The organism is Cyclobacteriaceae bacterium (genome assembly GCA_013141055.1).
Taxonomy (GTDB): Bacteria; Bacteroidota; Bacteroidia; order Cytophagales; family Cyclobacteriaceae; genus ELB16-189.
The window spans coordinates 172,584-194,124 of the sequence record JABFRS010000002.1; the positions used below are offsets into that span (position 1 = coordinate 172,584).

Annotated in this window: 20 protein-coding genes; 5 read left to right on the forward strand and 15 right to left on the reverse strand. The window is 42.4% G+C overall.

The features are described 5' to 3' along the window. Window positions 1–11: 11 nt before the first annotated feature. On the reverse strand, window positions 12–506 hold the full coding sequence (locus HOP08_15240; GenBank protein ID NOT76281.1) for a hypothetical protein: 495 nt from the start codon (window positions 504–506) through the stop codon (window positions 12–14). A gap of 165 nt (window positions 507–671) precedes the next feature. Between HOP08_15240 and HOP08_15245 the strand changes: the two genes are divergently transcribed. Beyond that, a complete protein-coding gene (locus tag HOP08_15245; protein ID NOT76282.1) occupies window positions 672–1,421 on the forward strand; it encodes a hypothetical protein in 750 nt (249 codons plus the stop codon). A gap of 2 nt (window positions 1,422–1,423) precedes the next feature. Continuing rightward, a complete protein-coding gene (locus HOP08_15250; protein ID NOT76283.1) occupies window positions 1,424–1,939 on the forward strand; it encodes a hypothetical protein in 516 nt (171 codons plus the stop codon). A gap of 9 nt (window positions 1,940–1,948) precedes the next feature. Here HOP08_15250 and ade read toward each other — a convergent pair whose 3' ends face one another. After that, entirely contained in the window at window positions 1,949–3,568 is a 1,620-nt protein-coding gene (gene ade, locus HOP08_15255; protein ID NOT76284.1) for an adenine deaminase, read from the reverse strand. A gap of 145 nt (window positions 3,569–3,713) precedes the next feature. Then, window positions 3,714–4,883 (reverse strand): VWA domain-containing protein, encoded by a 1,170-nt coding sequence (locus tag HOP08_15260; GenBank protein NOT76285.1) that lies wholly within the window; start codon window positions 4,881–4,883, stop codon window positions 3,714–3,716. Window positions 4,884–5,061: 178 nt separating this feature from the next. Here HOP08_15260 and HOP08_15265 point away from each other — a divergent pair, with 178 nt between their 5' ends. The 3 genes from HOP08_15265 to HOP08_15275 are packed head-to-tail and all read left to right on the forward strand — an operon-like array spanning window position 5,062 to window position 8,711. Then, a complete protein-coding gene (locus tag HOP08_15265) occupies window positions 5,062–7,035 on the forward strand; it encodes a histidine kinase (GenBank protein NOT76286.1) in 1,974 nt (657 codons plus the stop codon). Next, window positions 7,032–7,769 carry a response regulator transcription factor gene (locus HOP08_15270; protein NOT76287.1) on the forward strand — a complete coding sequence of 246 codons (738 nt, stop codon included), beginning with the start codon at window positions 7,032–7,034 and terminating at the stop codon, window positions 7,767–7,769. The genes HOP08_15265 and HOP08_15270 overlap by 4 nt, the downstream gene beginning before the upstream one ends. Window positions 7,770–7,775: 6 nt before the next feature. Continuing rightward, a complete protein-coding gene (locus tag HOP08_15275; protein NOT76288.1) occupies window positions 7,776–8,711 on the forward strand; it encodes a DMT family transporter in 936 nt (311 codons plus the stop codon). Here HOP08_15275 and HOP08_15280 read toward each other — a convergent pair. From HOP08_15280 to HOP08_15335, 12 genes are all read right to left on the reverse strand, one after another. Next, window positions 8,704–9,159, reverse strand: coding sequence for a cold shock domain-containing protein (locus tag HOP08_15280; GenBank protein NOT76289.1), 456 nt, complete (start codon window positions 9,157–9,159; stop codon window positions 8,704–8,706). The genes HOP08_15275 and HOP08_15280 overlap by 8 nt on opposite strands. Window positions 9,160–9,311: 152 nt before the next feature. Further along, window positions 9,312–10,040 (reverse strand): 6-phosphogluconolactonase, encoded by a 729-nt coding sequence (pgl, locus tag HOP08_15285; GenBank protein NOT76290.1) that lies wholly within the window; start codon window positions 10,038–10,040, stop codon window positions 9,312–9,314. 1 nt (window position 10,041) lies between these two features. Next, window positions 10,042–11,565: a glucose-6-phosphate dehydrogenase gene (gene zwf, locus HOP08_15290; protein ID NOT76291.1), complete on the reverse strand. Its 1,524-nt coding sequence runs from the start codon at window positions 11,563–11,565 to the stop codon at window positions 10,042–10,044. A gap of 21 nt (window positions 11,566–11,586) precedes the next feature. Beyond that, window positions 11,587–13,002 (reverse strand): NADP-dependent phosphogluconate dehydrogenase, encoded by a 1,416-nt coding sequence (gndA, locus tag HOP08_15295; protein NOT76292.1) that lies wholly within the window; start codon window positions 13,000–13,002, stop codon window positions 11,587–11,589. A 19-nt stretch (window positions 13,003–13,021) separates the two neighbouring features. Beyond that, window positions 13,022–13,627 (reverse strand): HAD-IA family hydrolase, encoded by a 606-nt coding sequence (locus tag HOP08_15300; GenBank protein ID NOT76293.1) that lies wholly within the window; start codon window positions 13,625–13,627, stop codon window positions 13,022–13,024. Window positions 13,628–13,632: 5 nt separating this feature from the next. Then, window positions 13,633–14,082, reverse strand: coding sequence for an RpiB/LacA/LacB family sugar-phosphate isomerase (locus HOP08_15305; protein ID NOT76294.1), 450 nt, complete (start codon window positions 14,080–14,082; stop codon window positions 13,633–13,635). A gap of 8 nt (window positions 14,083–14,090) precedes the next feature. Next, on the reverse strand, window positions 14,091–16,103 hold the full coding sequence (gene tkt, locus HOP08_15310) for a transketolase (GenBank protein ID NOT76295.1): 2,013 nt from the start codon (window positions 16,101–16,103) through the stop codon (window positions 14,091–14,093). A 44-nt stretch (window positions 16,104–16,147) separates the two neighbouring features. Further along, window positions 16,148–16,876 carry an ROK family protein gene (locus HOP08_15315; GenBank protein NOT76296.1) on the reverse strand — a complete coding sequence of 243 codons (729 nt, stop codon included), beginning with the start codon at window positions 16,874–16,876 and terminating at the stop codon, window positions 16,148–16,150. A gap of 164 nt (window positions 16,877–17,040) precedes the next feature. Beyond that, window positions 17,041–17,904 carry a sigma-70 family RNA polymerase sigma factor gene (locus HOP08_15320; protein ID NOT76297.1) on the reverse strand — a complete coding sequence of 288 codons (864 nt, stop codon included), beginning with the start codon at window positions 17,902–17,904 and terminating at the stop codon, window positions 17,041–17,043. 227 nt (window positions 17,905–18,131) lie between these two features. Next, the gene (locus tag HOP08_15325) at window positions 18,132–18,560 is read right to left on the reverse strand and encodes a CBS domain-containing protein (GenBank protein NOT76298.1); all 429 of its coding nucleotides are present in this window, start codon (window positions 18,558–18,560) and stop codon (window positions 18,132–18,134) included. A 120-nt stretch (window positions 18,561–18,680) separates the two neighbouring features. Next, window positions 18,681–20,051 carry an NADH-quinone oxidoreductase subunit N gene (locus HOP08_15330; protein ID NOT76299.1) on the reverse strand — a complete coding sequence of 457 codons (1,371 nt, stop codon included), beginning with the start codon at window positions 20,049–20,051 and terminating at the stop codon, window positions 18,681–18,683. Window position 20,052: 1 nt separating this feature from the next. Further along, on the reverse strand, window positions 20,053–21,531 hold the full coding sequence (locus tag HOP08_15335) for an NADH-quinone oxidoreductase subunit M (protein ID NOT76300.1): 1,479 nt from the start codon (window positions 21,529–21,531) through the stop codon (window positions 20,053–20,055). Window positions 21,532–21,541 lie beyond the last annotated feature (10 nt).

Below are 21,541 nucleotides of genomic sequence, written 5' to 3' on the forward strand. Positions count from 1 at the left end.
CTGTTAATCCCTTATTTACCCTTATTCTCTTCCAGATCATTATGATCATCCCCTCCAATGCTATAACCATTATTCTCTTCATCTTCTGATCCTACTGATTCGGCGGCATCATCCAACTCGCTTCCAGGAACATCAAGGTCCTTTCCGGTGAAATCAACGGGCCTTGAACGATGCTTCAATTCCTCATCAGCACCCATGTCTAGACTCAGGTCTTCAGGGCCCAAGGCTTCAAGGTCTTCACTTGTCACAGCAAATTGATCTTTGGCAATCAGTTCTTCCTCTTCTTCTGTATCAATGGATGGGACGATATCTTCACTTTTTATTGCTTTAGTCTTTGCATGTGGATTGGCCTTCATATCCTCAACGTCCCCTTCCACTCTTTTGCCCGCCAACATGATATCCTCCTGTGGTGCATACAATGGATAGCCTGGAAAATCTTTCTGAACTTTCTTAGCAGAACGCGCTGCAGTCTTTGTCTTATTGGGTGTCTTGGCTTTTGTTTTCATGATATGTATATAGTGTGTGGTTTAACATTTACTGAAAATAGTATGCCATTTTAGTGTTGAGTTGGTTCGTGGGTTTTACAATTGATTCAGCGGTTCGTGGGAATTCTTTTCCACAATCAATGATCCATTTCTCTTTTAGTAATTTTGAACTTTAAGGATTCTGAAATGACTTTTGAACTGCTTCCCACCATCGATATCATGTCTTCCTTGTATCAGCAGCCTCTGTCGATAGACCGTTTTCAGAATTACCTGAAAACTCTGGAGGGCGGAGTAAAGGGAGACCTCACGATGCCTATTAGCGGCTTTAATCCTATGGCCAAGGAAGGATTGATCCAAAAACTGAAAGAACTTAAAGACCTCGGTGCTGAGGAGATCATGCGGGAGACCCTTTCAGAGATTAATCAAAAGTCTTACCATAACACATCAAACTCTATATTCAAGGTCGCTTTGAATTTATCCGATGATGTGAAGGGTGGCTGGACCAACCGCTTTACCAGCGATTACGACAGCAAGTTCAAATTGCATGCTCTCCTGAAAAGAAAGTTCTGCACACCAGTTTTTTGGGCAAGTGAAACTTTTACGCCTGAAATGATAAAGCTTCGAACCCTGGAATATATAAACCGGTCGATCTATAACTGGAGTGCCTTAAAGCCTGTATCATTGCGTGATCACGTCTATCAGGAACGATTTGTTTCAAGAGAAAGTGGGATTAATATTCTGAAATCTGATATTGACTTTGAATCTTTGGATGCCCTTTATCAGAAGCACAAGGATAGCTTTGTGTACCAGGCTATTTTTAACTTTTTCTATGGTGATGACGCGTCTGCCTCCCTTGGATTTAAAGCCTATGGCATGAAAATGGAAATGGGTGGTTATCAATATTCCCGTATCGGCCTTGAATCTAAACTTCGTTAATTATGAAAATAGCATCCTGTATTTTTATTTTCTTCTTTCTAACATCATGTGCCAGGAAAAATGAGACAAGGGAGATATCCGATGCAGATATTATTGATGGTTTGACCCTTGAGGGTGATTCTATCAGGCTTCCCTCCTTTGATATTGAGATCAGCCTTTCTGACAAAGCAGAGAAAAAATTATCCAATGCAAATGAAACAATCATTGTTCAGGCCTACCTGTCAGGTACACCTAAAGATTCTGTTGTCAGTAATTTGATTGATGAGATGGGTGAGGTTAATCTGGGCTCTTCTAGAGTGGAATTGAATAAACCGGGCAATGCTCATTTCGAAGGCGCAAAGATTTCCACTAAGGCTTACAGCATTTTAAAAGAAAAGGATTTTCAGGTTCTCATTAATGTGTTCAGTGGTCGGAGATCTTCAGAATCCAATCTGATTGAATGTGAAATTCTTCAGGAGACCATCACGAATATAAAAGCAAAGAAGCACACGCTTAAGGGGAAACTTATTGGAGAATGATCGTGGCGCTCAGCACTGAGTTTCTACAAATTCAAATCTGTCTCCATCAAACAATCCCTTGTCACTTATCTTCAGACTTGGGATGACTAATAATGCCATAAACGACAGCGTCATAAATGGTGCACTTAACGGACTACCCATATCCTTCGCAAAGGCATCTATCTTTTTATATTGTTCGCTTACACTATAACCATCTTCATTTGACATAATCCCTGCAACACGTAATGGAAGCAACATTTCAGAATTGCCATCATATGCTGCCACTCCACCTTTCGCGGATATTATCATATTAACAACTCTATTGATCGATTCGTCATCAACACCTACCGCAAGGATATTATGTGAATCATGCCCAACCGAAGATGCTATGGCACCTTGCTGAAATCCGAAGTTCTTTATAAACCCAATAGAAGGCTTTGCATCTGAATAACGGTTTACTACAGCAATTTTCAGAATGTCACGATATGGATCGGAAACAACATTTCCATTTTCCTTTTTACCTGCTACGATCAGAGTATTGGTGATTAGCTGGCCATCCAATGCTTCAATGACCCTGATCCTGTCTCCCTGAGATTTAACAACAAAGTCGTGCGCAGATGTATGACTGACAGAAAAATTGTTAATAATATCATTCTTTACCCTGGAAATTCTCGTCTTCCCATTTTCTGCTACCAATTCTCCATCAATGTATGTCTGCCTGATAGCAAAATCCGTAAGGTTGTTAACGACAATGAAATCGGCAGCATCACCAACTCTCAATTGTCCAACCTCCAGCTTGTAATGACCGATTGGATTGATACAGGCGGCCGACAATACTTTGTAAATATCAATCCCTTTTGCAAGAGCACGCTTCACCAGCAAATTGATATGGCCATCTTCAAGGCTATCAGGGTGCTTATCGTCAGAGCAGAACATCATATTATCATGGTGGTCGTGCAGCAGATCTGCCAGTGCTTCAAAATTTTTGGCAGCACTTCCTTCACGGATAAGAATCTTCATACTGTGCGAAAGCTTATGAGAAGCCTCCTCACAAGTGAAACACTCATGATCTGTGCTAATGCCCGCTGCGATATAACTCCTGGCTTCTTCTCCCAGAAGTCCCGGCGCATGACCATCCACAACCTTTCCGTACTTTCTGGCAAGATCAATTTTAGCTTTAACCTTTGTATCTCCCGATAAAACTCCTGGCCAGTTCATCATCTCTGCCAGATACTTTATCTCTGGTCTTTTCAAAAGTTCTTCAACACCATCAAGATCGATGGAGGCACCCGCGGTTTCAAAGGTAGTGGCAGGTACACAACTCGGTGCTCCAAAATAGAATTTGAAAGGAACTTGCTTTCCATTTTCAATCATATAGTTGACACCCTGAATACCCATGACATTTCCTATCTCATGCGGATCGGAAATGGTCGCTACCGTCCCATGAACAACAGCCATCCTTGCGAACTCGGAAGGCACCACCATAGAACTTTCAATATGAACGTGGGAATCAATAAAGCCAGGAAGCAGGAATTGATCTTCGACAGATTCCTTTTCCGTAATGGATGAGATGATACCTCCCAGAACTTCTATTTCCCCTTTGTATGTGCGGCGATTAGGAATATCGATTATGTGTCCTGAAAGTTTCATAAAACAGAAGTGCCATGTGATTTCTGATCACAACTATCTTACAAAATAGTATTTTTCGGTGAGGTGACAATCTTATCTTATAAAAGTATAGTCAAAAAAAATGTCCGGTAACCACTCCGGACATTCTCCATCATCACTCACCCTCCTACTTCCAAACCATGTTCTTAGTCTTCGCACGTACCTTAATTGCCTTGATCAATGCTCCATCCAATGTTGATTCCATACTTTCCTTTGGTGTGTTGGCGGCTATGTACTCCTGTCTCTTCACATTAAGGCTTTGAATCTCTTCCTGGATCTTCTTGCGCTCAGCTGATTTTTTAGCAACATAATCTTTACGCTGCTGTGCATTCATGCCCTGCATTTGTTTTGGCAGATCGCTATCAGCAGCTTCGGTAACGGCCTTCTCATTCTCCTTCATTGCATCTACAAGATCCCATGACGAATTCTGGTAGGCATGTGAGCTTTTGGAAACTGCCCTTTCAACTTTATTGGATTGTCCGTAGCTCTGAGCATTTCTATCCTGAGCTGATTGCAGATCTTTCTTAGCCACACCTGATTTTCCGTAATACACATAGGTGTCATTCAATCTGTCATTCATCGCTTCGATCTTCTCATCAAAAGGAGTTGGAACATATACTGTTTTGGTATTTTGTTCAATGCTCATATAAGTTCCACCTGTGATGTCGGCTCCGTTCTTCCATTCTGTACGCAAGCCTTCATTGAAATCTCCACAAAAGATTGTATTGACTACCACATCTTTATCTCTTGCGATTCCACAAGCTTTATGAAATGATACTCCACCCTGATTGAAAGGTTCATTACCAGCAATGAAGATCATCTTGAGGTCGGCTTCTGATGCTGACCATGCAAGCTGACTCAAAGACGTTTGAATAACATGTCCACAGTATTCATCACCACCACTTGTAGTGAGGGAGAAAAGCTTCTCCGAAATCACATCAAGATCTGTAGTCAAAGCACTCACCTGACGGATATAACCAGTCTCTTCAGATAATCTGTTATTCCCATACTCATAGAGTGAAATTTTAATGTTCGGTCTGGTACCGTCACTGCATTTTGCAGCAGCAAGTTCATTAACGATTTTCCAGAGCTGCGACTTTGCCTGGTCAATCAATCCATCCATACTATTGCTGGTGTCCAGTAGCAATGCCAGCATGATGGTTTGCTCTTTGACCGGTGGTGGCGTTTCACAAGGAGTCTCCTTTGCGGATGCCGTGTTTGAAAGTAAGGTACTCATCGCGATCATCATCATGAGGAAGGCGGCTTTGAATCGATTTACTAATCTGTGGGTTTTCATAAATGTTGCTGTTTTTGAGTAAATTTTACGGTAAAAAAGTTCTTAGGGTACCTCAACTCCGTCAGACCTCCAGTCCACTGAGTGAATCTGTCAATCCACTGAGCAAGCATTATGATTCCATCCTTTTTGGTGAAAATGCGTAATAATTAATGTGCTAACTTTCCCGCATTAAGTAATTATGATTCGAAAAGCAGTCGTCATTCTATGTCTTCTTATGGGTGTGATCTCGTATGAAGAATGCTATGGTCAGGAAAATGATAAGAGGAGAGATAAGAGCAGCAGTAATTACAAGACCTATAAGTCCAGGTCAGTTGCGAATGATGCAAAAAGTCTTTTAGACGAAGCCTCTGCCCTTCGTCAATCAAATCCTGATCAGGCCCTTGATAAAGTAAAGGAGGCACTTGGCGTCAGCCTTGCGCAACAGGACGAGTTAACAGAAGCTAAGTGCTATGTTCTCTTGGGTGAAATAAACGAGAGCATTCTTGAGTGGAAGCTGGCCCTGGAAAACTATTTACAGGCTTATGATAAATTTGAAAAAGGGAATACAGGCTCACGGGAATACAGGCGTATGCTTCAGGGATTGGGTACTGCCAATCTGATGCTTGAAAAGTATGATGATGCCCTTACTTATTTACAGGAAGCGGTGCAGATCAGTGGGAGTCGATCAAAAATTTCTGATAGCTATTATTCAGAGAGATTGCTCGACATATCAGAAGTTTACTATCGAAAGGGACAATACAAAGAAGCACTCACAACACTCGATGATATTATATCAGATAATGATAAGAATTCTTCATTAGGTCTACGTGCGGAAAATCAGAAGGCAAAGATCTATACCAAGACAAACGATCTTGAAAAATCGAAGGACCTTTATCAGAATTCTGTCAATCAGGTGCGTTCAGGAAATAAAGCGGACATTCAGCAATCACAATCCATGCAGGCGACAAAGACCGAGATTGCCACTGCTCTTCGTGGCCAGAATCGCTTTGAAGAAGAGATCAAACTGCGTAATGAAGCTATTGAATATAATCTCGAATCAAAAAATATGGCCGAGGTGACAAAAGACAAGATTGAAATCGGAAAGACCCTTGAAGCCAGCGGTGATAACAAGGCAGCAATCCGGGAAATGGAGGAAGCCGCCGCCATCGCAGATACTCTTGATAATCCCAAAGAACAAGCAAGTGCATTCCTTGCTCTTGCCCTTCTATATGAAAAGAACAATAAAAATTTGCTGGCCCTGAGCGCTTATAAGAAGTATAGTATCGCCGTTGAAAAACGTGAGGTTCAGCAGGATCTTGTTCAAAGTGAGAAATCAGATCTTATCAAAAAGCAAAAAGATATTGATGAGTTTTCAAAAAGCATTTCCATTGGGCAGCGGGAGGACACAATTGAACGAGATACTTTCTTCCGGCAGCAGATCATTATTTACGGCTTGATGGGAATGATGCTGATCCTGTCGACTACCTCATTCTTTATTTACAGAAATGCCCAGGCGAGTAAAGTTGCCAATCAATTGCTGGCACTGAAGTCCTTACGAGGTCAGATGAATCCTCACTTTATTTTTAATGCTCTGAATTCTGTCAATCATTTTGTAGCGCAACAGGATGAACGTACCGCTAACAGGTTTTTATCAGAGTTTTCGCAACTCATGCGCCTTGTGTTGGAGAATTCACAACAAGACTTTATCACACTTCACAAGGAACAGGAAATATTGTCATTGTATTTGAAACTTGAGCACTATCGGTTCAGGGACAAATTCGATTATGAGATCATCTTAGACGAAAGTCTCAATGAAGATTTGATTGAGATCCCACCAATGCTCATACAACCCTATTTGGAAAATGCTGTCTGGCATGGATTGCGATACAGGGAATCAAAGGGCAAGCTGACCCTGCAGATGAAGCAGGAGTCAAATGATCTGGTAGTAGAGATACTTGACAACGGGATTGGCCGTAAGAAATCCACTGAGCTGAAAACAGAAAATCAGCGCAAGCATAATTCGACAGGGTTAAAAAATATCCAGGAGCGGCTTGCAATCCTGAATAAAGTCTACAAAGCAAATTACCGTGTGACGATTGAGGATTTACCAGAAGGCACTGGTACGCGTGTAAAGATATTTCTACCGATCAATACAAAACCGAAAGCCGTATGAAAGTAGTGATCATCGATGATGAAAGGGATAGTCGCGAGATACTGGCAGGATATCTTGGAAAGTATTGCTCCGATATCACCGTCAGCGGCTTTGGGGAATCGGTATCCACGGGACTGGAAGCCATTCAAAAGCATCATCCTGACATTGTATTTCTTGACATAGAGATGCCCTATGGCAATGGATTTGATCTTCTGAACAAGATCACCAACATTACTTTCGAAACGGTCTTCGTAACTGCATTCGACAACTATGCCATTCAGGCACTGAATCAAAGTGCTGCCTATTACCTGCTCAAGCCTATTGATATCGATGAGTTGATCAAAGCCGTTGAGAAGATTAGAAAAGAGCGAAAGGAAACAGACTACACGCAACATGCAAAGGTGCTGGTAGATAATCTCCGAAGCAGCGGCACACAAAAGATCATGCTTCCTACTATGGAAGGTTTTGAGATCAGAAATATCAACACGATCCTTTATTGCGAGGCAGTTGATAACTTCACACGCTTCTATTTTGAAACCGGTCAGCCTCTTTTGATCTGCAGGACGCTTAAATATTTTGAAGAAGTATTGCACGAGCATCGCTTCCTGAGGATTCATCGCTCCTATGTGGCAAATCCGGAATTTGTTATCCGGTATTCAAAAGGAAAGGGCGGCTCTGTTACGATGAAGAATAACCAGGAGCTTGAGATTTCTCCTAACAAGAAGAAAGAGTTCCTTGAATTGTTTGAGCGATAGCATCTCATGTCGCAGCTCAGATCAAATTCTTATTTTATAAAGGGAGTTCTTATTGCCCTGGCGGGAGCAATTTGCTTTTCCACGAAAGCGATTTTTGTAAAGCTGGCCTATCGTGATACAGAAGTGGATGCAATCACACTGCTGGCGCTCAGAATGATATTTTCTCTTCCTTTCTTTGTCATCTCTGCCTTCGTCTCGTCAAGTAAAAGCAGCAACGTTCGATTTACAGCAGGGCAATGGATTCAAATAGCGATTATAGGATGTCTTGGTTATTATGTCAGCAGTCTGCTCGACTTCCTTGGTTTGCAATATGTAACGGCAGGAATTGAGCGTCTGATTCTGTTCATATATCCAACACTCGTATTGCTGATGTCCGCAGCAATCTTCAAAGTAAAAATTAACAGGTTACAGTGGATAGCTCTGATCATCACCTACGCAGGGCTGATGATCTCATTCTTTGGTGAAATAAATTTCCACTCTTCTCACAACAGTAATTTTATGCTGGGGTCGCTCCTCATTTTCATCTGCGCTTTTACCTATGCAGCATATATTGTTGGAAGTGGAAGATTGATACCTATAGTTGGTGCTTCAAAGTTTAACAGCTATGCAATGAGCTTTGCAGCGGCGGGAGTACTACTTCATTTTTTCTTTACAAGCGAAACATCACTCCTGCATTTAAGTGGAATGACATACGGCTATAGCTTTTTGATGGCGGTGCTTTCTACGGTGATTCCCTCCTATCTGGTGGCGGAAAGCATTAAGAGAATCGGATCAGACAACGCCGCCATTGTTGGCAGCGTTGGACCGGTATCTACGATATTGATGGCTTATTTCTTTTTACAGGAGCCTGTATTTCTGACTCAGTTAATTGGAACAGGACTCATCTTAACGGGAGTACTGCTAATCAGTCGTCAGAAATCAAAATCTCAGACTCTTATTTGATGAGCTTTACCGCAACGGCATTAGGGCCCTTCTGACCTTGCTCTACTCGGAAGGTAACGCGATCGTTTTCACGAATGGCATCCTGATGATCCTTGATGTGTGTAAAGATGCTTTCACCGTTGTCAGTGTCTTTGATAAAACCAAAACCTTTGGATTCATTGAAGAAGGTAACAATGCCTTTTCGGCCTGCTTCAACCTCGTCACTTGCTTTTCTACGGGGAACCCCAACTTCGATGCTGGATGCATTTACGACCACCTTTCTCTTCATTGGATCTGGTGGTGTTGATGAGAAATTGCCGTATTCATCCACATAGGCAATCATATTTTCGAAACCACCGCCTGATGCGTTGGCCTTTCTTTCGTCTTTGCGTTGCGCCTTATCTTCCTTCTTCTTCTGTTTTTTCTTCTCTTTTTCCTTCTTATTCCACGTTTCTTGTGATTTTGGCATTGGCTGAATTTGGTTGTTTGTTGTAAAGTTAAAGAATAAATAGACTACTTCTTCATGGGGAAATAAGTTCCATCTGAAGCTCAGATTTGGTGAAATTTTGGTGAGTCAGCCGAAGTTGCGCCAAAGATCCTAAGATCAAGCGCTCTTCAATTTTAATTTCCCCGTATTTTTGCAGCTGCTCCCTTATCCAAAAACCAAACAACCTCTCCCTGTTTTGCCTTAATAAGCTGTGCCGGATACTCGTCAATGTTGGTGGGATCTTCCAGGATGTGTTTTACAGCTTCAGCCTTCCCTGCTCCATAAACCAGGAACAAAATCTTGTGGCCGAGATTGATTAACGGCGCTGTAAATGTGATCCGGTTCATCTTTACCTCTTCAACATATATCTCCTTTACCAATGCCGTTTTCTCATGCAACACTGTTGTGTGGGGAAAGAGTGATGCTGTATGGGAATTGTCTCCAAGGCCGAGTAAGATCACATCAAAGATGCATTCGCTCCCTTTAAAATGTTCCTTAATCGTTTGTTCGTATGCTATCGCAGCGTTTTCAGGACTTAATGAGGTATCAATTCCAAAAATATGATCTTTCGGTATTCTCAGGGGATCAAACAAAGCCAATGTCGCCATGAGGAAATTACTGTCCTTGTGGTTATGTGGCACATAGCGATCATCCCCAAAAAAGAAGTAAACGTTATTCCATTGAATTTTGTAGAGATAGCTATCTGAAGCCAGTAGCTCATAGAGTTTTTTAGGAGAGCTTCCACCCGAAAGCACAAGATTAAACCTTCCCCTCTTTTCAATTGCTTCCTTCGCCTCAACCATGATATAGTCGGCAAGCGCCGGCAACAATAATTCAGGTGTATCAAAAACCTTTATCACCATACTAGCTTTTAGTTTTCTTCGGCAGCGTAAACCAATGGAAGCCATCTTTTGCAATCAATGCATCCGCTGCCTCTGGTCCCCATGAGTCCGCTGAGTAATTAGGGAAACTGGTGCTCTTCTTCTTTGCCCATGAGTTCAGAATAGGCATCAATAGATCCCATGCCGCCTCTACCTGATCACCACGCATGAACAATGTCTGGTCACCCATCATCGTGTCAAGCAGCAATGTCTCATACGCTTCCGGTGTTTCACCTTTGTATGTTCCGCTATAGTCAAATATCAAATCAACAGGATTAAGGATCATATCCAGCCCTGGTCTCTTTGCCTGTACCTGGAGGCGTATACTCATCTCAGGCTGAATGCTGATGATCAGCTTATTTTGCTGCCAGCCTTCCACTGCTTCTGTTGGGAAGATCATGTGAGGAACATCCTTGAATTGTATCGTGATCATGGAAGAAGCTTCCGGCATTCGTTTTCCTGTCCGCAGATAGAATGGAACGCCATGCCATCTCCAGTTGTCAACGAAGAACTTAATCGCTGCAAAGGTCTCTGTATTTGATTCAGGGTTTACACCTTTTTCTTCACGATATCCCGGAACTTCTTTTCCTTCTACCCAGCCCTTTCGATACTGGCCACGAACGGTGTTTTTCTGAATGTCTTCTGCATCAAACTTACGCATGGCAAGAAGTACATCCACCTTTCGATTACGCACTTCATCTGCCTGAAAACTTACCGGTGGCTCCATTGCTACAAGGCAAAGTAATTGCAAGATGTGGTTCTGAACCATATCGCGCAAAGCACCTGCTTCATCATAATAACCACCACGATCGCCTACTCCCAGTTGTTCTGAAACTGATATCTGAACATGGTCGATATAGTTACGATTCCAAAGCGGTTCAAGGATAGAGTTCGCAAATCGGAATGCAAGAATGTTCTGAACGGTCTCTTTTCCAAGGTAATGATCAATGCGATAGATCTGCTTTTCCGAGAAAATGCTGTTCAGTAGTTTATTTAATTGCTTGCCGGATTCAAGATCGTGTCCAAATGGTTTTTCAATGACTACGCGACTCTTTTCAGGATCGGATGCAAGTTTATGCTTGGCAAGATTCTCTGCGATGGGTGTAAAGAATCTTGGAGCAACTGCCAAATAATAGATTACGCATGGTTCTGTTTTCCACTCTGCTCCCAGCTTCTTAATTCTTTCACCTTGCTCAATATATGTTTTTTCTTCAGCGATATCTGACACCTGGAAATACACATTTGCAGAGAACTTCTTCCATTTCTCTGCATCAGCCTTTCCGCTACGGGAGAACTTATTGATGTCATCCAGCAGCAATCCTCTGAATTGATCGTCGGTTTGCTGAGTACGCCCCATCCCAACGATTGCAAAGTTATCCGGGAGCCATCCATCAATGAAGAGATTGTACAATGCAGGAACAAGCTTTCGCGAAGTAAGATCTCCTGTTCCACCAAAAATAAAGAAGATGGTTGGCTGAGACTGAACGGGGCTATTTTTTTGATTCATTTTCTAAGTTGTCGTATGAAATTATTTAACAAACCATTGCGTATGGAACGTACCTTCTTTACCAATTAATTCATAGGTATGAGCACCAAAAAAATCACGCTGTGCCTGAATAACATTCGAAGGCATGCGCTCGCTTTTGAATGCATCGAAGTAACTTAATGCTGCCGTGAATGCTGGCATAGCAATTCCTGAATTAATGGCCGAAGAAATAACGGCACGGGTTGGAGCCAGCAGTGTACTCACTTTCTTTTGAATAGCAGGATCCAGCAGCAAATGCTGAAGTGTATTGTCATTTTTGTATGCCTGATGAATGTCTTCGAGGAACGTTGAGCGAATGATACATCCACCGCGCCAGATCAATGCGATCTTATCCATTTTAAGGTCATACTTGAATTCTGTTGATGCCTGAGTAAGCAGATGCATGCCTTGTGCGTAGGCAAGAATGGTTGAGAAATATAATGCAGCTTCCAATGATTTTACAAGTTCTTCCGGTGTCCCTTGCAGTTTGACGGGTTCTGCCCCATACATTGCTGCTGCTTTTGTGCGCAACGCTTTGTATTTGGAAAGATCACGCATAGATACAGCAGTATCAATTACAGTTAGAGCTGTTTGCAAATCCATAGCTACCTGAGATGTCCACTTGCCGGTTCCTTTTGAGCGAGCTTCATCTTTGATATCATTTAAAAGTAAATGATCAGATCCTTTTTCCTTGAAAGCAAGAATATCTCGGGTAATGTCCATCAGGAATGACTGAAGGCGACCATTACTCCATTCCCTGAAGCTTGCGTGGATCTTGTCGTCAGAAAGTTTCAATCCCTTCTTCATAAATTCATAGGTTTCAGCAATCAGTTGCATGATACCATACTCGATTCCGTTGTGTACCATCTTGGTGAAGTGACCTGATGCACCTGGCCCGATATACGTTACGCATGGGTCGCCATTCACTTTAGCAGCTACCGATTCAAATATCTTCTGAACTACTTTATAAGCTTCAGGATCACCTCCAGGCATCATGCTCGGACCTTTTCTTGCGCCTTCTTCTCCTCCCGAAATACCCATTCCGAAAAAGTGAATATTCTTTTGCTTTAATAATTCAACACGGCGATTTGTATCTGTGAAATGAGAATTTCCACCATCTATAATAAGATCTCCCGCATCCAGCAAAGGTGTCAGCTCTTCAATAACATTGTCAACTATCTTACCCGCTGGCACCAGCATCATGATGGCGCGTGGTGATTGCAGGCTGTCAATAAACTCCTTTGCGGAACTGAATCCTTTTACATTTGGCTTACCTGATTCGGTGCTCAGGGCTTGCACTTTCTTTTCATCTTTGTCGTGGCCCGCCACTTTGTAGCCGTGGTCAGCCATATTCAATAAAAGATTGCGACCCATGGTTCCGAGTCCGATCATTCCAAAAACATAATTATCGCCTTTCATTTCTTTGGGGATTAAAGTCTTACAGGTTTTCTAAAATTGTTTTAGTCTTTTCAAAAGTGTCGTGCTTATAGGATGGAATGCCCAACGTTGTAGCAGCATCCACAAGCATCTGACGGTCATCAAAATAAATGCAGTCGGTGGTTTTAGTCTGGGCAATGCCCAATGCCAACTGAAATATTCCGGGATCTGGTTTTCTCATGCCTACTTCACAGGAAGAAACAAACGCATCGAAGCAATCTCTCAGTCCAAATTTCTGAATGCGGTACTCGTTCATTTCCCTTCCTTCATTATTTATCGCGATGATCCTGCGATGATTCTCTTTTTTCCATTTACTGAGCCATGGAATTATTCCTGGCAATTCTTCAGATTGAGCATACATAAAATCGGCAAACTCTTTCTTAGTGAATTTTCTTGGCTTTCCAAAGATCACAGTATCCAGATATTGATCGAGGCTTATTTTTCCAATCTCGTAGATGTTAAAAATAAATGAATGAAGTTTATCCATTGCGATGATATCCAGCTCAAAATGCTTTGCTGCTTTCTCACGCGCGGGATAGTCCCATCCATTCGTTAGTAACACTCCTCCTATATCCAGAAATATTGTTTTAGATCCTTTTGACACGATAATTTTTATTTACCGGTCTCAAGTTTCAAAACCTTATCAAGTCTCCTCTGATACCTTCCACCACCAATGTACTTTGCATTGATGAACGCAGAAATAAATTCCTCTGCTGCTTTCGTCCCCAACACTCTTCCACCCAGACAGATCAGATTCATATCATCATCTTCTACTCCCTGGTGCGCAGAGAAATTCTCATGGATCAAGGCAGCTCTCACCCCTGCAACTTTATTCGCTGCCACCGAAGCCCCTACACCACTTCCGCAAATTGCAATGCCGCGCTCCACTTCCTTTGATGATACTGCTTTTGCGAGCGGCACCACGAAATCAGGATAGTCATCCGTTGAAACCAGTTCATGAGCACCAAAGTCCCTGACATCATGGCCCTGTGAAGTAAGCCACGCCTTGATATCTGTCTTCAACAAAAAACCTCCGTGGTCTGCCGCTATTCCAATCCTCATCGCAATGACTATTTACCCAGCAACGCTTTTGCTTTTGTCACCACATTATCTACAGTGAATCCAAAGAACTTCATCAGATCATTGATGGCGCCGGATTCTCCAAATGAATTCATGGTAATCATATCACCTTCATCAGTAACATATTTATGCCATCCCATTGGAGATCCTGTCTCAACAGCAAGTCTCTTACGGATCGAAGGTGGAAACACTTTTTCCTTATAAGCCTTATCCTGTTTCTCAAACAATTCCCACGATGGCATGCTTACAACGCGTGCAGGAATTCCCTGCTCTTTCAATTTAGCCTGAGCTTCCATGATCAATGAAACCTCAGAACCGGTGGCAATCAGAATGACCTTAGGTGTTTCTTCAGAATCTGATAGGATGTAAGCACCCTTCTCAAGCTCTGTTGCTTTACCATACTTTGCCTGATCAATCACAGGTAATCCCTGGCGGGTCAATGCGATGATGACAGGACCTGTTGTATGCTCAATCGCCACTCTCCAGGCCTGTGCTGTTTCATTAGCATCCGCCGGACGAATCACGACAATATTAGGTATCGATCTTAGGGAAGCCAATTGTTCGATCGGCTGGTGAGTAGTTCCATCCTCACCTAATCCAATGCTATCATGTGTGTAAACATAGATCGCTCTTACTTTCATGATCGCTGACAGACGGATTGGAGGTCGCATGTATTCAGAGAAGATCAGGAAGGTTGCGCCATAAGGAATAATTCCTTTTGTCAACACCATTCCATTAAGTATAGAGCCCATTGCATGTTCGCGGATTCCAAAATGGAAATTACGTCCACCGTAATTGGCAGGCGTAAACGCTTCGTATTTCTTTAACCATGTTTCAGTAGACGGAGCAAGATCGGCAGCGCCCCCTATCAGGTTTGGAAGCACATCAGCAATTGCATTCAATACTTTTCCGGATGCCTGGCGGGTAGCAAGTTTTCCATCTTCAGCTTTGAATGAAGGAATTTTATCTTTCCATCCTTGCGGCAATTGACCGCTGCTAAGCAATTCATACTCTTTTGCTAATTCCGGATGTGCTTTCTTGTAAGATTGGAATAATTCATTCCACTTCTGTTCTTTGGCAATACCTTTCTTGCCACATTCACTATAGAAGTTGGATACTTCATCCGAAACAAAGAATGATTGCTCAGGATCAAAGCCAAGATTCTGCTTGGTAAGTTTTAATTCTGCTTCACCAAGCGGTGAACCGTGTGCATGTGCGGTGTCAACTTTATTAGGACTTCCGAAAGCAATGTGTGTTCTGATCTTGATAATGGATGGCTTATCGGTAACTGCTTTTGCTTTCTTAATAGCATCGGCAATTGCTTTCACATCATTTCCATCTGCAACAACCTGAACATGCCAGTCGTATGCTTCAAAACGTTTTCCAACATCCTCTGTAAATGTAAGATTGGTATCTCCTTCAATGGAGATGTGGTTATCATCGTATAAGTAGATAATGTTACCAAGCTTCAGGTGTCCTGCGAGAGAAGCTGCTTCGGCGCTCACACCTTCATTCAAATCACCATCTCCGCAGATAGAGTAGATATGATAATCAAAAAGTTCAAAGCCAGGCTTGTTATAGCGTGCAGCGAGATACTTCTGTGCAATGGCAAAGCCTACGCCATTGGCAAAACCCTGTCCTAATGGACCGGTAGTGACTTCAATGCCTTCCAATAATCCATACTCCGGGTGGCCCGCTGTTTTACTATGCAGCTGACGGAATTTCTTGAGATCCTCCATTGTGCAATTGTATCCTGTGAGATGCAGCAGGCTATACTGGAACATGCAGCCGTGACCAGCCGATAATATAAAGCGATCGCGATTTGCCCAGGAAGCATTTTGAGGATTGTAATTCATAACCTCTGACCAAAGTACATAGCCCATCGGTGCAGCACCCATTGGCATGCCCGGATGTCCTGAGTTTGCTTTTTGTACACCGTCAGCAGCGAGTAATCTTACTGTGTTTATGGCAGCTTGAACGAGGTCTTTTTCTTTAGTTTGCATAATGACTTTGTTATGTTGAGTAGGTTAACTAAGGTGAGTCGAATTTAAACGTTATAATAATTTTCCTTTTGCCAGAGCTTGGCTCCTCCTTTGATTCCATCAATGTTTGAAACCAGTTTGATGTTATCGTCGATCTTAAAAGTTATCTTCTTGGAATTTCCGCCACTGATATAAAGACGATCATAGTTGACCACAGTCTTCATGATTTCTATCACCTTTTTCATACGCTTGTTCCAGCGTTCGCTACCCACTTCCTGGAATGCCTTCTCTCCCACATATTCATCGTAATCTCTTTCTTTGGAAACAGGGTGATGAGCAATCTCAAGGTGAGGCAGCAGATTTCCATCGATCAGCAAAGCGGTTCCAAATCCAGTCCCAAGGGTAACCACCATTTCGAGTCCTTTGCCACTGGCAATACCGAGACCCTGCATATCTGCATCATTGAGAATTCGAACAGGTTGCTTAAGGATGGCTGACAATCGATTCTTTAAGTCCACCCCATTCCATAACGGAGTGCTTAGGTTAGGTGCAGTAAATACAATTCCGTTTCTGACATATCCCGGAAAACCTACTGAAACCTTTGAATAAGGTTCAAAATTTTTGGTTAGCTCAACGATCGCATCCATTACGCTTTCCGGACTTGCAGTGGTAGGAGTTTTTATCCTGACGTACTCACGGAGCATCTTGCCATCTACGTCCAGAATTGTTCCTTTAATCCGGGAACCACCAATATCAATTGAAAGGATTTTCTCATCAGGGCTAAGGCTCTTCATACTGGCTAACTAAGGCTAAGATTCAGTGGTTATAGGTGGGGTAAATTTAGCAGAAATATGGAAAGACTGGTGATATTTTAATGCTGGATGGCAGAAGTGTGGACAAATAAAAAGACCCTAAACCGGATGCCGGAATAGGGTCTTTGACTGTTTTTTGGTAAAGCTTAGCCCAAATATGATTTAAGAGCTTTGCTGCGAGAGTTATGTCTCAGGCGGCGGGTAGCTTTTTCCTTGATCTGACGAACGCGTTCACGAGTCAGGTTAAACTTAGCGCCAATCTCTTCGAGTGTCATTGACTGCTCACCATTAAGTCCGAAATAGGATGCAATAACATCTGATTCGCGAACAGTTAATGTTGAAAGAGCGCGCTGAACTTCACGACGAAGTGAATCCATGATCAAACCTGAATCAGGAGTTTCTTCGCTGTCGTTTTCAAGAACGTCAAGAAGACCGTTTTCTTCACCCTGAACAAAGGGAGCATTCATGGACACATGACGGCCACCGATCTTCAATGTGTCTACAACTTCTTCTGTTGTTACTTCCAATACATCCGCTAATTCTTCCGGTGAAGGCTCACGCTGGAATTTTTGCTCAAGTTCAGAGAAAGTCTTTGTGATCTTATTAAGTGAACCTACCCGGTTTAGAGGAAGGCGTACAATACGTGATTGCTCTGCAAGAGCCTGCATGATTGACTGACGGATCCACCATACTGCGTATGAAATGAATTTGAATCCACGCTTCTCATCAAATCTCTTTGCTGCTTTGATCAATCCTACGTTACCTTCATTGATAAGGTCACCCAGGGTTAATCCATTATTCTGATACTGCTTGGCTACTGAAACAACGAAACGCAAGTTTGCCTTGGTCAATTTTTCCAACGCCATCTGATCTCCCTCTCTTATTCTCTGTGCAAGCTTTACTTCTTCATCAGATGTAATAAGATCCACTTTCCCAATTTCCTGTAAATACTTGTCGAGAGACTGACTCTCCCGGTTCGTGATCTGCTTAACAATCTTTAGTTGTCTCATGTGTGGTAAAACAGTTTTATATAAAAATAGTTCAAAAAAAGGCCTTCAGAATCTACTTACGGGCAAAACGACTTAATGTTCTGGTCTATTGCCTTAGTGGTAATTAAAAGACCTGCAAAGATAGTCAAAATCGGGCAAACTTTGATATTCCCTTCCTCAAAACTTCTCAAAATTCAGCATTTCTGAAGGCTTTAGAGAGTTTTAAAAGGGGTGAAATCAAGGCAGGATTACTGGTGAATGTAGGATTCCAGGTGCTCAATAATTGCTTTCTGATCCTGGATGATCTGCTTGACCACATCTCCAATAGAGATCACTCCGGTCAGCTTCTCACCCTCTACAACAGGCAAGTGCCGGATGTGTTTTTCAGTCATAAGCTTCATGCAATCCTCAATCGTACTGTCGGAAGTTACGGTGAAAGGATTTTTAGTCATCAGTTCACTGATAGGTGTATCCTTTGAGGATTTCCCTTTGAGGATGAGCTTTCTGGCGTAATCACGTTCTGTAAAAATTCCTACGAGCCTGTCATTTTCAGTAATCAGAAGACCACCAATATTTCTCTCACACATCTGTTCGATCGCTTTGTAGACCATCATACCTGGGTCAACCGCGAAAACAGCACCACCCTTGAATTTCAAAATGTCTCTTACTTTTCCCATGACTGTGAGTTTAAATTCATTTCAATCGAATGAAGGTAAAATTCAGGAACCGAAAAAGCAAGGTGTATTTTGCCGCCGAGATTAGTTTTTCGTTAGCCCGGGAGACTGTTCCTGTTGTGGCTAGGCAGCCATCAGCATGGTTAGAAAATCAGGGAACAATCCTATGCCGATGATAAGAGCTAACAATATGATCATCAGTAATTTGGATGAGAATGAATCATTCACAACTGAAGCATCTCCCGAATCCTGAAACATGGAGATCAGCACTCTGAAATAATAGAAAACCCCGGTCAGCGAAGTGATGATAGCGATGATCACCAGTCCGGAGTGATCAGCCTCCAGTGCCTGTACAAATACCAGGTACTTTGCCAGAAAGCCAGCCAAAGGAGGAATACCTGCAAGCGAAAGCAGAGCGACTGTCATCAACAGAGCCATTAGTGGATTTCTTTTGAAGAGTCCCTTGAAAGTACCATTGCCGGATTTTTCAATTTTATACAAGACTGTAAATGCTGCAATTGAAGCGAGTGAATATGCTGTGAGATAATAGAAGACTACTTCACCCCTGTTGCCGCCGCTAATGAAAGCCAGCAATATATAACCTACGTTACCTACACTTGAATACGCCAGCAACCTCTTGACATTGGTCTGGAATACAGCAGTGACATTCGGAACAATAAGCGTAAGCACCGTTATCGCCTGGAGTATAATACCCAATGGCCTCCATGATGTTTCTGGTACCTGATAGAATATAGTAAACAACTTATAGAATGCTGCGATGGCTGCAATCTTGACGACGGTAGACATGAAAGCCGTAATGGTGATGGGAGAACCTTCATAAACATCCGGTGCCCAGAAATGAAAAGGAACCGCCGATATTTTAAAAGCCATACCCACCAGCATCAGAATAATTCCTACATAAAAGAATCCTGGCAGTGCAGGCTGCTCCATTACACTGACTGCAATCTTTTGAATATTGAAAGAACCTGTTGCTCCATAGATCAGGGCAATACCCATCAATAAAAATCCAGTAGCAAATGAACCCATGAGGAAGTACTTGAACGACGCCTCATTGGAAAGCAGACTGTTCTTATTGCTTCCTGCTAATACATATAATGAAATTGAGAGCACTTCTATTCCTAAAAACAGCATGGCCATGTTACTAAATGACACCATGATCAGAGCACCTGACAATGAAAACAGAATCAGAGCGGAACGATCGGTTTGATGCGGTTGATCTGAAAAATAATCTCCTGCCATCCAGAACCAGAAGATGCTGATCACAAGAATTAAAGCAGTAAATGAGATAGCTGCATTATCGAATGTCACCATCTCATTGTAGAAACTCTGATTTGTGTTCCAGTCCATGCCTATTAAAACAACGGCCGCCAGGATGCCGATGATAATAGCGATGGTTAATCCTTTTTTAAGATTAACGATCTCTGCAATCAGTGAAAGAAATCCCAAACCAAAAATTACGTACAATGCGTTCATGCTATTTTGCTGAAGCTGATAAATCCGAAACTATAACTAAAATATTATCTACTGCCGCTTCTGAAATTTCCAATAGTGGTGTAGGGTAAATTCCTATGGCCAGGATCATGATCACCATTGGATAAAGTACCACCTTTTCCTGGGTAGTCAGATCCAAAAATCCTTTTGTCGCCGCGTTGGTCTCCCCTGACATTGCTTTCTGAAAAGTACGAAGCATGTAAATTGCGCCAAGGATGATGGTAAGTCCGGCAACTGTTCCAATAACGATTTGATATTGAACCAGAGAATTGATCAACAGAAATTCACCAACGAAACCACTTGTCAATGGCAGCGCAACACTTCCCAGCATTACCACAATAAATACAGAGCTGAGAACTGGTGCTTCATTCCTGATTCCACCCAACTGTGAAAGAGATCGTGTTTTTGTGCGATCAAAGATGATCTCAACAATATAGAATAATGCAAACACCACAATACCATGACTTAGCATCTGAATGATAGCTCCCTGCATTCCTATTTTACTCAATGTAAATAAGCCGGCCGATATAAGACCTACGTGGGCAATCGATGAGTATGCAATTAGTCGTTTGAAGTCGTTCTGAATGATGGCTATGCAGGAAGCATAGATGATTCCAATAACGGAAAGAATGATGGCTACATTTCCCCACTCACTCACTCCCATCGGAACCACCGGGATAAGCCAGCGGATCACTCCATAAATTCCCATCTTGAGCATGATAGCTGATAACAACATGGTGCCCTGAACCGGTGCCACTGAATAAGTATCCGGCTGCCAGGTATGAAATGGAAATACCGGCATCTTAATAGCAAAGGCCACGAACATTGCCCAGAAGATCACACTTTGTATTTCTACCGGTAATGATCTTCCAGCGGCATATAGTGCTGTAATATCAAATGAATGTTCATTGGGAGTCTGGAGATAGAGATACACAAGACCTACCAGCATGAATAAACTTCCGGCCAGTGTATAAATGAAAAACTTCAATGTGATCTTATTCCGATCGGTTCCGCCCCAGATCAGGCAAATGAAATAGATCGGTATGAGAGCAACTTCCCAGAAGATGTAAAACAAAAATCCGTCTCTCGCTGTGAAGACTCCAATGAGCGCCATCTGCATCATCAGGATAAGTCCATAGAATGATGAAGGCTTCGATTCAGAGCCTGAAAAAGATGAAAGAATGATAAATGGAACGAGGACCGTTGTCAGTAGAACAAGAAGAAGACTGATGCCATCAACTGCTACATTAAAATTCACCTTCACACCCATAGATGTGATCCATGGAATATTGACAGCAAACTGTGGCTCGGCGGTATTTGAAAATTGCGACACCATGACGAGCGATGCAATAAGTTCAATCACTGCAGCACCGAGAGCAAGTTCTTTTGCATTCTTCAAACGACTTATCAGTATCACTACTGATATAAATAACGGCCAGAATATGATGAAGGAAAGGATCATAGTTTCTTTA

Excerpts from the sequence above, each read along its gene's own strand:
- HOP08_15315 (NOT76296.1), bottom strand. The coding sequence starts at position 16,876 with ATGAAGAGCCTTAGCCCTGATGAGAAAATCCTTTCAATTGATATTGGT.
- pgl (NOT76290.1), bottom strand. The coding sequence starts at position 10,040 with ATGGTGATAAAGGTTTTTGATACACCTGAATTATTGTTGCCGGCGCTT.
- HOP08_15270 (NOT76287.1), top strand. The coding sequence starts at position 7,032 with ATGAAAGTAGTGATCATCGATGATGAAAGGGATAGTCGCGAGATACTG.
- HOP08_15240 (NOT76281.1), bottom strand. The coding sequence starts at position 506 with ATGAAAACAAAAGCCAAGACACCCAATAAGACAAAGACTGCAGCGCGT.
- HOP08_15325 (NOT76298.1), bottom strand. The coding sequence starts at position 18,560 with ATGGGAAAAGTAAGAGACATTTTGAAATTCAAGGGTGGTGCTGTTTTC.
- HOP08_15280 (NOT76289.1), bottom strand. The coding sequence starts at position 9,159 with ATGCCAAAATCACAAGAAACGTGGAATAAGAAGGAAAAAGAGAAGAAA.
- gndA (NOT76292.1), bottom strand. The coding sequence starts at position 13,002 with ATGAAAGGCGATAATTATGTTTTTGGAATGATCGGACTCGGAACCATG.
- HOP08_15260 (NOT76285.1), bottom strand. The coding sequence starts at position 4,883 with ATGAAAACCCACAGATTAGTAAATCGATTCAAAGCCGCCTTCCTCATG.
- HOP08_15245 (NOT76282.1), top strand. The coding sequence starts at position 672 with ATGACTTTTGAACTGCTTCCCACCATCGATATCATGTCTTCCTTGTAT.
- HOP08_15250 (NOT76283.1), top strand. The coding sequence starts at position 1,424 with ATGAAAATAGCATCCTGTATTTTTATTTTCTTCTTTCTAACATCATGT.
- HOP08_15265 (NOT76286.1), top strand. The coding sequence starts at position 5,062 with ATGATTCGAAAAGCAGTCGTCATTCTATGTCTTCTTATGGGTGTGATC.
- HOP08_15335 (NOT76300.1), bottom strand. The coding sequence starts at position 21,531 with ATGATCCTTTCCTTCATCATATTCTGGCCGTTATTTATATCAGTAGTG.
- ade (NOT76284.1), bottom strand. The coding sequence starts at position 3,568 with ATGAAACTTTCAGGACACATAATCGATATTCCTAATCGCCGCACATAC.
- tkt (NOT76295.1), bottom strand. The coding sequence starts at position 16,103 with ATGCAAACTAAAGAAAAAGACCTCGTTCAAGCTGCCATAAACACAGTA.
- HOP08_15330 (NOT76299.1), bottom strand. The coding sequence starts at position 20,051 with ATGAACGCATTGTACGTAATTTTTGGTTTGGGATTTCTTTCACTGATT.
- zwf (NOT76291.1), bottom strand. The coding sequence starts at position 11,565 with ATGAATCAAAAAAATAGCCCCGTTCAGTCTCAGCCAACCATCTTCTTT.
- HOP08_15320 (NOT76297.1), bottom strand. The coding sequence starts at position 17,904 with ATGAGACAACTAAAGATTGTTAAGCAGATCACGAACCGGGAGAGTCAG.
- HOP08_15275 (NOT76288.1), top strand. The coding sequence starts at position 7,776 with ATGTCGCAGCTCAGATCAAATTCTTATTTTATAAAGGGAGTTCTTATT.
- HOP08_15305 (NOT76294.1), bottom strand. The coding sequence starts at position 14,082 with ATGAGGATTGGAATAGCGGCAGACCACGGAGGTTTTTTGTTGAAGACA.